Origin of the sequence: Candidatus Accumulibacter sp. ACC003, assembly GCF_907163085.1 — a bacterium.
In the GTDB taxonomy this organism is placed as follows: domain Bacteria; phylum Pseudomonadota; class Gammaproteobacteria; order Burkholderiales; family Rhodocyclaceae; genus Accumulibacter.
The window spans coordinates 458,444-473,213 of the sequence record NZ_CAJQTX010000002.1; the positions used below are offsets into that span (position 1 = coordinate 458,444).

The window sequence follows — 14,770 nt, forward strand, 5'->3', positions numbered from 1 at the left end:
GCGGTATGGGAACGCCACGCGGATGACGACGACGACGCCGGCAAGGCCAGCAATCGGCGTGGCGTCTGCAACAAGATGCGCATGTGTTATTGTGCCGCCGGGGCGCCACGGCGCTATTGCTGATTTCAAACCCACCCGGCGCCAATTGCCATGAACGTCACCATCGACATCGTTTCCGACCTGGTCTGCCCCTGGTGTTTCATCGGCAAGCATCGGCTGGCCGAGGCGTTTGAACTGGTCGAAGACCAGCATCCCGAAACCCGCTTCCAGGTCAACTGGCTGCCGTTCTTTCTCAATCCCGACACGCCGCCCGAGGGCGAGCCGTATCGCGCTTTCCTGGAGGCCAAGTTCGGCGGCGCGGCGCCGGTCGACACGCTGCAGCGCAAGGTCGCCGAGGCCGGCAATGAGGTGGAACTGGCGTTCAACTTCGCGCGCATCGTGACGCGTCCGAACACCTTGCGGGCGCACCGCCTGGTCTATCGCGCGCAGGCCATCGGCCATCGACCGGCAACCGTCGAAGCGCTGGTCGAGCGTCTTTTCGTTGGCCATTTTCAGCGCGGCGAGGACATCGGCGACGTGCATATCCTGGCCGATATCGCCACCGCTTGCGGCGACCGCAAGGACCACGTGCTCGCCTACCTGGAGAGCAACGAGGGCGAGCAGCACGTCAAAAGGCTGGCCGACAAGGTCGCCGCGATGGGCGTTACCGGCGTGCCCTTCTATATCATTCAACGTCGCTTGACGGTCTCGGGCGCGCAGACCGGCGAAGCACTGGCGACGGCGATCACGCAGGCGATGACGCCGGCGCACTAGCCGGCAGCGTCGACGCGCTACTCGACGGTCACCGATTTCGCCAAATTGCGCGGCTTGTCGACGTCGGTGCCGCGGACCAGCGCAACGTGGTAGGCGAGGAGTTGCAGCGGTACGACGTGCAGTAGCGCCGACAAGGCCCCGTAGTGCTCGGGGAGGTGCAGGACGTGGATGCCGTCCGACTCCTGCATTTCGCTGTCGGCGTCGGCGAAGACGTAGAGCTCGCCACCGCGGGCGCGGACTTCCTGCAGGTTGGACTTGAGCTTTTCGATCAGCGCGTCGTTGGGCGCGACGGCGATCACCGGCATGTCGCAGTCTACCAGCGCCAGCGGCCCATGCTTGAGTTCGCCGGCCGGATAAGCTTCGGCATGGATGTACGAGATTTCCTTGAGTTTCAGCGCGCCTTCCATGGCAATCGGGTAATGGCGGCCGCGCCCGAGGAATAGCGCGTGCTGCTTCATCGAGAAGCGCTCCGACCATGCGCGGATCTCGGGCTCGATTTCGAGGATCTTGCTGACGGCCACCGGCAGGTGCCGCAAGGCGTGCAGTTCGGCGACCTCGGCCTGTTCGCTCAGCCGATTGCGCAGCTTGGCGAGAACCAGCGTCAGCAGATAGAGTGCGGCCAGCTGGGTGGTGAAGGCCTTGGTCGACGCGACGCCGATTTCCGGCCCGGCGCGGGTAATGAAGCGCAGGCTATTCTCGCGCACCAGCGACGATTCGGGAACGTTGCAGATGCACAGCGTGCGCTGCATACCAAGCGCTTTGGCGTGCTGCAGCGCGGCCAGCGTGTCGGCGGTTTCGCCCGACTGAGAGATGGTCACCACCAGGGTCTGCGGGTCGGGCACCGAGTCGCGATAGCGGTATTCGCTGGCGACCTCGACCGTGCACGCGATGCCGGCGATCGATTCGAGCCAGTAGCGGGCGACCAGACCAGCGTGATAACTCGTTCCACAGGCGATGATCAGCACCTGCTTGACGTCGCGGAGGATTTCTTCGCTGGCGGCGCCAAACAGGCCCGGCTGGATGCTGTGCGCCGTACCAAGCATTTCCAGCGTATTGGCCAGCGCCACCGGCTGCTCGAAGATCTCCTTCTGCATGTAGTGCCGATACTGGCCGAGCTCGACGGCGTCGGCCGAGAGCTGCGACTCGCTCTCTTCGCGCTCGACCGGCGTACCGTCGACGCGGACGATGCGATAGCTGTCGCGCATTAGTTCGGCGCAGTCGCCGTTCTCCAGGTAGACGATGCGGCGCGTCACCTGTAGCAGCGCCGAGGCGTCCGATGCGGCGTAGCAGCCGTCATCGGTGAGACCCAGAAGCAGCGGCGATCCTTCGCGCGCGACGACCACCCGGCTGGGGTCGGACGCGCGCAGTACGGCCAGCGCGTAGGCGCCCTGCAGCTGCGCCAGTGACTGGCGAACCGCGGCCAGGAAGTCGGGCGCGGTCTTCAGTTCGTGGGCGATCAGGTGCGCGACGACTTCGGTGTCGGTCTCCGAGGTGAATTCGTAACCAGCGGCTTTCAGGCGCGTGCGCAAGGCCACGTGATTTTCGATGATGCCGTTATGCACGACTGCCAGACCTTCGGAGATGTGCGGATGCGCGTTGCGCTCGCTCGGCACCCCGTGCGTGGCCCAGCGGGTGTGGGCGATGCCGGTGTGACCAGCGACCTGTGAGGCTGCCGCCTGCGCGCTCAGCTCGGCGACGCGGCCAACCGAACGCAGGCGCTGCAGGCCCTGCTCGGTGATCAGCGCCAGACCGGCCGAATCGTAGCCGCGGTATTCGAGCTTACGCAGACCTTCTAGGAGAACCGGGACGATATTGCGGTCGGCGACCGCAGCGACGATGCCACACATGGTCAGCTCACTTTTTCTGTTTTTGTGGCCGTTTCCAGCCGGTGATGGAAACCTGCCTGGCGCGCGACAGCGTCAGCGTGTCTGGTGGTGCGTCCCTGGTCAGCGTCGTTCCGGCGCCGAGGGTCGCGCCGCGGCCGACGGTGACCGGCGCCACCAGCTGCGTGTCGGAGCCGATGAAGGCGTCGTCCTCGATGACCGTCTTGAATTTGTTGGCGCCGTCGTAGTTGCAGGTAATCGTGCCGGCGCCGATGTTCACCCGGCTGCCGATGATCGCATCGCCGATATAGGCCAGGTGGTTGGCCTTCGACTGCGCGGCGACCTTGGTATTCTTGAGTTCGACGAAGTTGCCAACGTGCACGCCGGCGGCGAGTTCGGTGCCCGGGCGAAGTCGGGCGAAGGGGCCAATCACGCCATCGGGTCCGACGATCGCGTCTTCAATGTGAGTGAAAGCGGCGAGGCGCGTGCCGGCGCCGATGCTGGCGTTCTTGAGCACGCAGCACGGGCCGATCTCGACGGCTTCGTCGAGCACCACCTTGCCCTCGAAAACGCAGTTGACGTCGATGAACACGTCGCGTCCGCAGAGCAGTTCGCCACGCACGTCGAGACGCGCCGGATCGGCCAGGCGAACGCCCTGTTCGAGCAGCCGATCGGCGGTGCGGCGCTGCGCGATGCGCTCGAGTTCGGCGAGCTGGACCTTGCTGTTGACGCCCAGCACTTCCCATTCGCCCTGCGCCGAAACCGTGCGAATCGGCACGCCGGCGATCACCGCCATGCCGACGACGTCGGTCAGGTAGTACTCCTGCTGCGCATTGTCGTTCGACAGACCGCGCAGCCACTCGGCGAGGCGCGCCGTCGGCAGCGCGATGATGCCGCTGTTGACTTCGCAGATCGCGCGTTCTTCGGCCGTAGCGTCCTTTTGCTCAACGATGCGCAACACCTCGCCGGCGGCGTTGCGGACGATTCGCCCATAGCCGCCGGGATTGATGAGGTCGACGGTGAGAATCGCCAGCGCGTCACGCGCGGCGTGCACCAGGGACTGCAGGGTCGCGGCCTGAATCAGCGGCACGTCGCCGTAGAGCACCAGCGTGGTCTGCGCGTCCGACAGCTGCGGCATCGCCTGTTGCACCGCGTGGCCGGTTCCCAGTTGCGGCTCCTGCAGCGCCCAGAGCAGGTCTGGCGCGTCGATGCTCGCGCGCAGCGCATCGCCGCCGTGCCCATAAACGACGCAGATGGTCTGCGGCGTCAGGCTGCGGGCGGCATCGATGACATGCGCGAGCAAGGCCTTGCCAGCTACTTCATGAAGAACCTTGGGCAGGTTCGAATGCATGCGCTTGCCTTGGCCGGCAGCGAGGATGACGATATTCATTGGCTAGCACCCAATCGGACGATGAGGGCCTGGCGGTGGCCCTCGGGGGTAAGACACGGCAGCAGTCGGCGCCTGCCGACGCCATCCCGGCAGCAGCACCTGCCTCCGGCGCTGCAAGGTATTATTCCAGCATCCGCAGGCGAAGAGCGACGACTATGTCACGCTTCCTGGCGTTTCGGTCGAGCCGGCACGGCAGCGGCCGAAGCTGCGGACGCCAGCCGGCATCGACACCCTCATTCAGCGCGGCAGCTCGGAGCTACCCATCAGGAAGGCATCGACTTCACGCGCACACTGCCGACCTTCACGAATCGCCCAGACGACCAGCGACTGACCGCGCCGCATGTCACCGGCGGCGAAGATCTTGCGCGCACTGCTCGCGTAGCAACCGTCGCCATCGGTGGTCGCCTTGACGTTGCCACGCGCGTCGAGCTCGACGCCCAGTTGTTCGAGCAGGCCTTTCTTGACCGGCGAGACGAAACCCATGGCCAGCAACACCAGATCGGCCGGGATCTCGACCTCGCTGCCCGGAATTTCAGTCATCCGACCGTTCGCCCAATCGACGCGCACCAGTTGCAAGGCTTTCACCTTGCCGTTTTCACCGATCAGCGCCTTCGTCGAGACGGCAAAATCGCGCACACAACCCTCTTCATGCGAGGACGAGCTGCGCATTTTCAGCGGCCAGTACGGCCAGGTGAGGCTCTTGTTCTCGCTCTCGGGCGGCTGCGGCATCAACTCGAACTGGGTCACCGACAGGGCGCCATGGCGATTGCTGGTGCCGACACAGTCGGAGCCAGTGTCGCCGCCACCGATCACCAGCACGTGCTTGCCGGTTGCCATGATCTGCCCGGGTACAGCATCGCCGGCGTTGACCTTGTTCTGTTGCGGCAGGAATTCCATGGCGAAGTGGACGCCAGCGAGCGCGCGGCCCGGCACATTCAGATCGCGGGGAGCCTCGGCGCCACCGGCCAGGATGACCGCGTCGAACTCGGCCAGCAAGCGCTCGATGGGAAACGCGTTGGCTCCGTCACCACCAACATCCTGATTGACGCGAAAGTCGACGCCCTCGGCCGACATCTGCTCGACGCGACGGTCGATGTGTGACTTCTCAAGCTTGAAATCCGGGATGCCATAACGCAGCAGACCGCCCAGCCGGTCGCTCTTCTCCAGAACGACCACGCTGTGACCGACGCGCGCCAGCTGCTGCGCGGCCGCCAGGCCTGCCGGGCCCGAGCCGACAACGGCGACGGTCTTGCCGGTCTTGACCTTCGGCGGCTGCGGGACGATCCAGCCTTTTTCCCAGCCCTTATCAACAATCGCGTGCTCGATCGACTTGATGCCCACCGGGTCGGTATTGATATTCAGCGTGCACGCCGCTTCACACGGCGCCGGACAGATCCGGCCAGTGAAGTCCGGAAAGTTGTTGGTCGAGTGCAAGACGGCCAGCGCCTGCTGCCAGTTACCCCGGTAAACCAGGTCGTTCCAGTCGGGAATGATGTTGTTCACCGGGCAGCCGGTATTGCAGAAGGGGATTCCGCAGTCCATGCAACGCGCGCCCTGAACACCCGCTTGCTCGTCGTTAAGCGTGACGATGAACTCGCGGTAGTGCTTCAAACGCGCGGCGGGCGCCTCGGCGACTTCGGCCAGGCGCTGATATTCGATAAATCCAGTCGGCTTTCCCATGCTTATGCTGCCTCCAGTTGCTTTTGCGTCGCCTGTTCGGTGAGCGCCCGGCGGTACTCGTGCGGCATGACCTTGACGAAGCTGGCACGATGTTTTGGCCAGTCATCGAGCAGTCGTCGTGCCTGCAGGCTGCCGGTAAAGCGATGATGCTTTTCGATCAGTCCCTTGAGCAGGACTTCGTCGATCACCCCGAGATGGCGAACGTCGACCCGGCCGTGCCCTTCAAGATCGTCACCGGCGTCGCTACCGACGCGCGCGGCGAACTCCTCTTCGACCGGTTCGAGCGAAACCTGCGCCATATTGCAGCGCGACTCAAAGCTGCCGTCCTCGTCAATCACGTAGGCCACGCCACCGGACATGCCGGCGGCAAAGTTGCGGCCGGTCATGCCGAGCACGACCACCGTGCCACCGGTCATGTACTCGCAGCCATGATCGCCGACCCCCTCGACCACCGCCGTGGCGCCCGAGTTGCGAACGGCAAAGCGCTCGCCGGCAACGCCGGCAAAGAAGGCTTCACCTTCGGTGGCGCCGTATAGAACGGTGTTGCCGACGATGATGTTGTGCAGGGCGTCGCCGCGAAAGCCGGAATTGGGATGAACGATGATCCGTCCACCCGACAGACCCTTGCCGACGTAGTCGTTGCCTTCACCGACCAGATTGAGCGTCACGCCGCGCGCCAGGAAGGCGCCAAAGCTCTGCCCGGCGGTGCCGGTGAGACGAATGTCGATCGTCCCGTCAGGAAGTCCGGCGTGCCCGTAACGCTCGGCCAAGCGCCCCGAAAGCATCGCGCCGACGGTGCGGTTGATGTTCCGCACCGGCAAGTCGATGCTGACCTTGTGGCCACCTTCAAGCGCCGGTCTGGAGAGTTCGATCAGTTGCTGGTCGAGCGCGCGCTCGAGACCGTGATCCTGCGTCTGGCATTGGAAGACCGGCGTGTCGATCTGCACGGCGGGACGGCTGAAGACGCGGCTGTAGTCCAGCCCCTTGGCCTTCCAGTGCCTGATCCCCTTGCGCATGTCGAGCAGATCACAGCGACCGATCAAGTCGTTGAAGCTGCGGATGCCGATCTGCGCCATCAGCTCACGCAGCTCTTCGGCGACAAAGAAAAAGAAGTTCACGACGTGTTCGGGCTGTCCCGAGAAGCGCCGGCGAAGCACCGGATCCTGCGTGGCAACTCCCACCGGGCAGGTATTGAGGTGGCACTTGCGCATCATGATGCAACCTTCGACGACCAGCGGCGCGGTCGCAAAACCGAACTCGTCGGCGCCGAGCAGCGCACCGATCAGGACGTCACGCCCGGTTTTCATCTGGCCGTCGACCTGCACCCGCACGCGTCCGCGCAGACGGTTGATGACCAGCGTCTGCTGCGTCTCGGCGAGACCGAGTTCCCACGGCGAGCCGGCGTGCTTGATCGACGACTGTGGGCTGGCGCCGGTGCCGCCATCATGACCGGCGATCACCAGATGATCGGCCTTGGCCTTGGTGACGCCGGCGGCGACCGTTCCGACGCCAACTTCGGAGACCAGCTTGACGCTGACCGACGCCTTCGGGTTGGTGTTTTTCAGGTCGTGAATGAGTTGCGCCAGATCTTCGATCGAATAGATATCGTGGTGCGGCGGCGGCGAGATCAGGCCGACGCCGGGCACCGAGTGCCGCAGGAAGCCGATGTACTCGGAAACCTTGTGACCGGGCAGCTGACCGCCTTCGCCAGGCTTGGCGCCTTGCGCCATCTTGATCTGGATCTGGTCGGCGTTGACCAGATACTCGGTGGTCACCCCGAAACGCCCGGAAGCAACCTGCTTGATCGCCGAACGCAGGCTATCGCCAGCCTGTAACTGATAGTCACGTTCGACGCGCGTCTTGCCAATGACGTCGGACAGTGTCTCGCCACCCGCAAGGACCTTGAAACGTGCCGGGTCTTCGCCACCTTCGCCGGTATTCGACTTGCCACCGAGGCGGTTCATGGCGATCGCCAGCGTGCTGTGGGCTTCGGTCGAAATCGATCCGAGCGACATCGCACCGGTCGCAAAACGCTTGACGATTTCCTTGGCCGACTCAACTTCGTCGAGCGGCACGGCCGGCCCCGCGGCCTTGATCTCGAACAGGCCGCGTAGGGTCATATGGCGCTGCGTCTGATCGTTGATCAGCGCCGCGTATTCCTTGTACGTCTCGTATTTGCCGGTACGCGTCGAGTGCTGCAGCTTGGCGATCGTATCGGGCGTCCACATGTGCTCTTCACCACGCACCCGGTAGGCGTACTCGCCGCCGGCGTCGAGCATCGTCGCCAATACCGAATCGTCGCCGAAAGCCAGGCGGTGCAGGCCGATCGCTTCTTCCATGACATCGAAGATGCCGATCCCTTCGACTTGCGTCGAGGTACCGGTGAAGTACGTGTCAACCAGCTTCTTCTGCAAACCGATGACTTCGAAAATCTGCGCGCCGGTGTAGGACATATAAGTCGAGATGCCCATCTTGGACATCACCTTGAGCAGCCCCTTGCCGACGCCCTTGATGAAGTGCTTGATCGCCTTGTCGCCCTTGGCAGCGTCGCCTCCCGCCAGATTCTGCAAGGTTTCCAGAGCCAGATAGGGATGCACCGCTTCGGCACCGTAGCCGGCAAGGACCGCAAAATGATGCGTTTCGCGTGCCGCGCCGGTTTCGACAACGAGTCCGACGCGCGTCCGCAGGCCCTTGGTGACCAGATGATGATGGACGGCGGAGGTGGCCAGCAAGGCCGGGATGGCGACGTGTTCGGCGTCGAACTTGCGGTCCGAGACGATCAGGATGCTCGATCCCTGGTGCACCCGGTCTTCGGCTTCCGCGCACAGCGAGGCCAGGCGCGCCTCGACGCCTTCGTTGCCCCAGGCCAGCGGATAACAGATGTCGAGTTCGGCCGAGTGAAACTTGTTGCCGGTGTAGCCGGCGATGCGCCGCAACTTCGCCATATTGTCGAAGTCGAGCACCGGCTGCGCCACCTCCAGACGATACGGCGGGTTGATTTCGTTGATCCCCAGCAGGTTCGGCTTCGGACCGATGAAGGATACCAGCGACATCACCAGTTGTTCGCGGATCGGATCGATCGGCGGATTGGTAACCTGTGCAAACAACTGCCGGAAGTAGTTGAACAGCGGCTTGCCGCGATTCGACAGAACGGCCAGCGGCGAATCGTTGCCCATCGAGCCGGTCGCCTCCTCGCCGGAGGTGGCCATCGGTTCAAGGATGAACTTGATGTCTTCCTGGCTGTAACCGAAGGCCTGCTGCCGGTCGAGCAGCGACGCCGAGTAGCTGGCGGCCGGGACGCTGACCGGCGCCGGCAGTTCGTCGAGCTTGATGTTGATGCGGCTCAGCCAGTCCTGATACGGTTTGAGGCGCGACAGCGTGTCCTTGAGCTCGCGATCTTCGATGATACGTCCCTGCTCGAGGTCGATCAGGAACATCTTGCCGGGCTGCAGCCGCCATTTCTTGACGATCCGCTCCTCGGCAATCGGCAAGACCCCGGCTTCCGAAGCCATCACCACCAGATCGTCGTCGGTCACCAGGTAGCGCGCCGGCCGCAAGCCATTGCGGTCGAGCGTCGCGCCGATCTGGCGGCCATCGGTGAAGGCCACGGCGGCCGGGCCATCCCACGGCTCGATCATCGCCGCATGGTACTTGTAGAAAGCGCTGCGTTTCGGGTCCATCAGCGTGTGCGACTCCCAGGCTTCGGGAATCATCATCATCATCGCGTGCGCCAGCGAGTAACCACCCATCACCAGCAACTCGAGCGAATTGTCGAAGGCCGCCGAATCGGACTGCCCGGGATAAATCAGCGGCCAGATCTTTTCCAGATCGGCACCGAGCATCGGTGACGAGGTGCCCTTCTCGCGCGCGCGCATCCAGTTGTAGTTGCCGCGAACGGTGTTGATCTCGCCATTGTGCGCGATCATCCGGTACGGGTGGGCAAGCTGCCAGGTCGGAAAGGTGTTGGTCGAAAAACGCTGGTGGACCAGGGCCATGGCAGAAATACAGCACGGATCCTGCAGGTCAGCGTAGTAATCACCAACCTGAGTGGCCAGCAGCAGCCCCTTGTAAACCACCGTTCGCGCCGACATCGACGGCTGGTAGAACTCCTTGCTGTGCTTCAGGCCCAGCGCCAGGATGGCATTGGCGGCGCTGCGGCGAATCGTGTAGAGCTTGCGCTCGAGCGCGTCGGTGACCATGATGTCCGGTCCACGACCGATGAACAGCTGCCGTATCACCGGCTCACGCGCTCGCACCACGGGCGACATCGGCAGCTCGCGGTCAACCGGAACGTCGCGCCAGCCAAGAACCACCTGGCCTTCGCGGCGCACGGCCCGCTCCATCTCTTCCTGGCAGGCCAGGCGCGAAGCCGACTCTTGCGGCAGGAATACCATGCCGACACCGTAGTCGCCGGCGGGCGGTAGACGCACGCCCTGCTTGGCCATCTCGGCGCGAAAGTAGTCGTCGGGAATCTGGATCAGAATGCCGGCACCGTCGCCCATCAGCGGGTCGGCGCCCACCGCACCACGGTGATCCAGGTTCCTCAGGATCAACAAGCCCTGCTCGATGATCGAGTGACTCTTCTTGCCCCGAATGTGGGCGACAAAACCGACACCACAGGCGTCGTGCTCGTTGGCTGGGTCGTAAAGCCCCTGCCGTTCAGGTATTGCCGAATCGATCACGCTCGAATCCTCACAAAACTAACATGCATGGCAACCGGTAAACTCGACCGGAAATGTCGCAGCAGCCGGCGCGAAGCCGGTCGACGGGCCACTTTAGGGACCCGCGACTATACCCTGAAACCCTCGCGCATTCAACATGCTGCGTTGCACCAAGGGAGTGCACCAGGGCGCCGCGCGAGCACCGAAAAGAAGCATTCGAGGCCCGTCCGCGACACCATGCTGCACGCCCTCAGCAGACAAGTGAGTGAAAGCAAACTTCGTGCCCTTTTTTTGACGAGTTGCCCAGCCAGCACCGGACACGACCAGCGGGGGCTCGGCAGCCGCCTGCCGGCGGCGGTCGAGGGCCTCAATCGAGCGCCGGCAGCACCTTTTTCAAGCGCAGCGCCGGTGCTGAAGTCCGCGATAAGCTTGTGGTAAGCTGCGAGCGCAAGGGACTTGGCGGGGGCGGCTTGCCGACAAGACCAAAAATCAGAGGAGGCTTGTGTGGCGTCGCGTGGCTGAGAGGGCTTCGGCGACCGTTTGCTCGTTCGACGCTGGCGATTATTTTTGTGGGAGGCGGGTTCCGCGAGTTGCGGGCCTTTTTTTTTGAACACAGGCACTAACGAGACAAGTAATGGAGGACTGAATGCCGCTAACAATCGGAGTTCCCAAAGAGACTGCTGACGGAGAAAAGCGCGTCGCCACCGTACCGGAGGTCGTCGAGAAACTGAAAAAACTGGGGTTTGCAGTTCTCGTCGAAGCCGGCGCGGGTGAGGCCGCGACGGTTTCGGACGACGCCTACCGCGCCGCTGGCGCCGAAGTCGTCGACGGAGCCGCTGCCCTGTGGTCGGCTTCGGACATCATTTTCAAGGTCCGCGGACCATCGCTGGAAGAAGTCGCTCTGCTGCGTGAGGGTAGCACGCTGGTGAGTTTCATCTGGCCGGCGCAGAATCCTGAACTGCTGCAGCAGCTGGCAGACCGCAAGGTCACCGTGCTGGCTATCGACGCGCTGCCGCGCATGCTGAGCCGCGCCCAGAAGATGGACGCGCTGACCTCCCAGGCTGGCGTCGCCGGCTACCGCGCCGTGGTCGAGGCCGCCAACGCCTTCGACCGCTTCTTTAACGGACAGATCACGGCTGCCGGCAAGGTGCAGCCGGCCAAGGTCTTCATCGCCGGTGCCGGCGTCGCTGGCTTGGCCGCGATTGGTACGGCAGCCAGCCTCGGCGCCATTGTCCGCGCCAATGACACGCGTGCCGAGGTGGCCGATCAGGTCGTCTCGCTGGGCGGCGAATTCGTCAAGGTCGATTACGAGGAAGAGGGCTCCGGCGGGGGCGGTTACGCGAAAGTGATGAGTGAAGGTTTCCAGCAGGCCCAGCGGGCGATGTACGCCAAGCAGGCCCGCGAGGTGGACATCATCATTACCACCGCGCTGATCCCCGGCAAGCCCGCGCCGAAGCTGATCACCGCCGAAATGGTGCAGTCGATGAAAGCCGGTAGCGTCATCGTCGACATGGCGGCCGAGCAGGGCGGCAACTGCGAGCTTACCGAACCGGGGCGGGTCGTCGTCAAGCACGGCGTCACCATCATCGGCTACACCGACCTGGTCAGCCGTCTGGCGAAGCAGTCGTCGACGCTGTACGCCACCAACCTGTTTCGCCTGAGCGAAGAGCTTTGCAAGACCAAGGATGGCCTCATCGACGTCAATATGGATGACGAAGCGATCCGCGGCCTGACGGTCATCAAGGAAGGCGAGATCACCTGGCCGCCACCAGCGCCCAAGGTGTCGGCCGCACCGGCGAAACCAGCGGCTGCCAAAGCCGCTCCCACGGCAGCGAAGTCGCATGGTCACGGCGGCGTCAGCGAGCCTTCCTCCATCAAGAAAGCGGCGGTGGTCTTCGGCGTCGCGGCACTGTTCTTCGGGCTTATCGGCGCCGGCGCGCCGCCGACCTTCCTGGCCCACTTCACGGTCTTCGTACTCGCCTGCTTCATTGGCTACATGGTGGTCTGGAACGTCAAACCGGCGTTGCATACGCCGCTGATGAGCGTCACCAACGCGATCAGCAGCATCATCGCCATCGGTGCGCTGGTCCAAATCGCGCCGCCGGTCGATGGCTTGAACCTCGACCGTCCCGACGGCTGGATAAGAGTCCTGGCGATCCTCGCCATGATCCTGGCGACCGTCAACATGTTCGGTGGTTTCGCCGTAACCCAGCGCATGCTGGCAATGTTCCGCAAATAGGAGTTGATGAACATGTCTCAAAGCTTGGCAACTGTCTCCTATATCGGAGCGACAATCCTCTTCATCCTCTGCCTTGGCGGCCTCAGCAACCAGGAAACGGCCCGCCGCGGCAACCTCTACGGCATGGTCGGCATGGGCATCGCCGTTCTGGCAACGGTCTTTGGCCCGCAGGTGAGCTCCAGCGCCTACGCGTGGATCATTGCGGCGATGCTGATCGGCGCCAACATCGGCCTCTATGCGGCACGCACCGTACAGATGACGCAGATGCCCGAACTGGTCGCGCTGATGCACAGCATGGTCGGTCTCGCAGCGATGTTCGTCGGTTTCGCCAACTACATCGACCCGGCCGCGTCAGCACACCTGAGCGGCGCTGAACATTCGATCCACGATGTCGAAATCTACGTCGGCATTCTGATCGGCGCGGTAACCTTCTCGGGCTCAATCGTCGCTTTCGGCAAGCTGTCGGGCAAGATTTCCGGCAATCCGCTGATCCTGCCCGCGCGCCAGGGGCTCAACCTCCTCGGTCTGCTGGTGGTCGTTTTTTGCGGATGGCTGTTTCTGCACACCGACTCGACCAGCGCCGGCGTGATGTACCTGATCGTAATGACCATCGTCGCCCTGGCCTTTGGCGTGCACATGGTGATGGCCATCGGTGGCGCCGACATGCCGGTGGTGGTCTCGATGCTCAACAGCTACTCGGGTTGGGCGGCAGCGGCAACCGGCTTCATGCTCTCCAATGACCTGTTGATCGTCACCGGCGCTCTGGTCGGTTCGAGTGGTGCGATTCTCTCGTACATCATGTGTGCGGCGATGAATCGCCACTTCCTCAGCGTCATCTCCGGCGGCTTTGGCACCAGCGGCGGAACGCCAGCGGCTGGCGACGGCCAACCAGCCGGCGAGGTGCAACCGATCCTGGCGCAGGAAACCGCCGAGTTGCTGCTCGACGCCAAGAACGTGATTATCATTCCAGGCTACGGGATGGCTGTCGCGCAAGCCCAGCACACGGTCTACGAGATCACTCGCCTGCTCCGCGACAAGGGCGTCAACGTCCGCTTCGGCATCCACCCGGTTGCCGGCCGCATGCCTGGCCACATGAACGTCCTGCTCGCCGAAGCCAAGGTCCCCTACGACATCGTTCTTGAAATGGACGAGCTCAACGAGGACTTCCCGAAGACCGACGTGGCGATGGTCATTGGCGCCAACGACATCGTCAACCCGGGAGCGCAGGACGACCCGAACAGCCCGATCGCCGGCATGCCGGTACTCGAAGCGTGGAAGGCCGCGACGTCGATCGTCATGAAGCGCAGCATGGCTTCAGGCTACGCCGGAGTGGACAATCCGCTGTTCTACAAGGACAACAACCGCATGCTCTTCGGCGACGCGAAAAAGATGCTCGACGAAGTGCTGGTGGCGATGAAAGCCTGATCGCCGCACGCCAGCTAGCCAGCTAAACAGCTGACACAACGCCCGCAGCCGCGGGCGTTGTCTTTTCCGGGGCAAGAAGAAGCACGGCCAGCGGTCCTGGCGCCGCGTGCCAGCGGTCCTGGCGCCGCGTGCCAGCGGTCAACGCGCTGCCGACGGCGAACGCTGGGCGTGTCGACGACGCCGCCAGCGCACTATCGAGGGAACATTCTCAAACCGCGCGGCGACTTTCACGGCATCGAAGGCCAGCGCTGAAGCATGACTGCGCCAGCCCAGTACTGGCAAGGCGTTGCGGTGGGCAGGCAAAAAAGGTTTCGCACAAGGGAGCTAGACAGCCGGGGGGACTTCTGGCAGGATAGGTGGAGGGTCATTGGTCCACGTTTCAGCCGGAGGTATCGTGGTGGTTGCAACGAGCGAAGGGGAGTGGGTGCACTGCGGTCGCGTATTCAGCGCCGCGGAGATCGCCGAGGTGTGCGGGACGGTGGCGTGGCTGCCGGGATTGGCGCGCAAGGAGTTGGCGGCGACGGTCTGCGAGCACCTGGGGTGGACCACTCTGACAGGGACGGCGAAGATCAGCGCCTGCCTGGAGTTTCTGGAGCGTTTGCAGGCGGCCGGGCTGCTGACACTGCCGGCGATAAGGCCGTCGTCAGCACGCCGTTGCGCGCCGCCCGCGGCACCCGTAGATACGGTCACCGGGGAGCTTCCCGTGCACTGCGCCCTGTCGGCACTCGCACCACGGTAA

General features: G+C 63.8%; 8 protein-coding genes. 4 read left to right on the plus strand and 4 right to left on the minus strand.

Annotated features, from left to right (window positions below):
- Positions 1-150: 150 nt before the first annotated feature.
- Positions 151-813, plus strand: a complete 663-nt coding sequence (locus tag QZ656_RS05790) for a DsbA family oxidoreductase (RefSeq protein ID WP_291992493.1) — start codon at positions 151-153, stop codon at positions 811-813.
- Between the two features lie 17 nt (positions 814-830).
- On the opposite strand, the gene glmS is transcribed toward QZ656_RS05790, so the two are convergent.
- The 4 genes from glmS to gltB all read right to left on the minus strand — a co-directional run bounded on the left by glmS (position 831) and on the right by gltB (position 10,388).
- Positions 831-2,660, minus strand: coding sequence for a glutamine--fructose-6-phosphate transaminase (isomerizing) (glmS, locus tag QZ656_RS05795; RefSeq protein WP_291992494.1), 1,830 nt, complete (start codon positions 2,658-2,660; stop codon positions 831-833).
- A gap of 7 nt (positions 2,661-2,667) precedes the next feature.
- Positions 2,668-4,026: a bifunctional UDP-N-acetylglucosamine diphosphorylase/glucosamine-1-phosphate N-acetyltransferase GlmU gene (glmU, locus tag QZ656_RS05800; RefSeq protein WP_291992495.1), complete on the minus strand. Its 1,359-nt coding sequence runs from the start codon at positions 4,024-4,026 to the stop codon at positions 2,668-2,670.
- A 237-nt stretch (positions 4,027-4,263) separates the two neighbouring features.
- The gene (locus QZ656_RS05805) at positions 4,264-5,706 is read right to left on the minus strand and encodes a glutamate synthase subunit beta (protein WP_291992496.1); all 1,443 of its coding nucleotides are present in this window, start codon (positions 5,704-5,706) and stop codon (positions 4,264-4,266) included.
- 2 nt (positions 5,707-5,708) lie between these two features.
- Positions 5,709-10,388, minus strand: a complete 4,680-nt coding sequence (gene gltB, locus QZ656_RS05810; protein ID WP_291992497.1) for a glutamate synthase large subunit — start codon at positions 10,386-10,388, stop codon at positions 5,709-5,711.
- 625 nt (positions 10,389-11,013) lie between these two features.
- Here gltB and QZ656_RS05815 point away from each other — a divergent pair.
- The 3 genes from QZ656_RS05815 (at position 11,014) to QZ656_RS05825 (ending at position 14,770) form a co-directional block, all read left to right on the plus strand.
- On the plus strand, positions 11,014-12,606 hold the full coding sequence (locus QZ656_RS05815; RefSeq protein ID WP_291992498.1) for a Re/Si-specific NAD(P)(+) transhydrogenase subunit alpha: 1,593 nt from the start codon (positions 11,014-11,016) through the stop codon (positions 12,604-12,606).
- A 12-nt stretch (positions 12,607-12,618) separates the two neighbouring features.
- Positions 12,619-14,031 (plus strand): Re/Si-specific NAD(P)(+) transhydrogenase subunit beta, encoded by a 1,413-nt coding sequence (gene pntB, locus QZ656_RS05820; RefSeq protein ID WP_291992499.1) that lies wholly within the window; start codon positions 12,619-12,621, stop codon positions 14,029-14,031.
- 394 nt (positions 14,032-14,425) lie between these two features.
- Complete coding sequence (locus QZ656_RS05825; protein WP_291992500.1) at positions 14,426-14,770, plus strand: hypothetical protein; 345 nt, start codon at positions 14,426-14,428, stop codon at positions 14,768-14,770.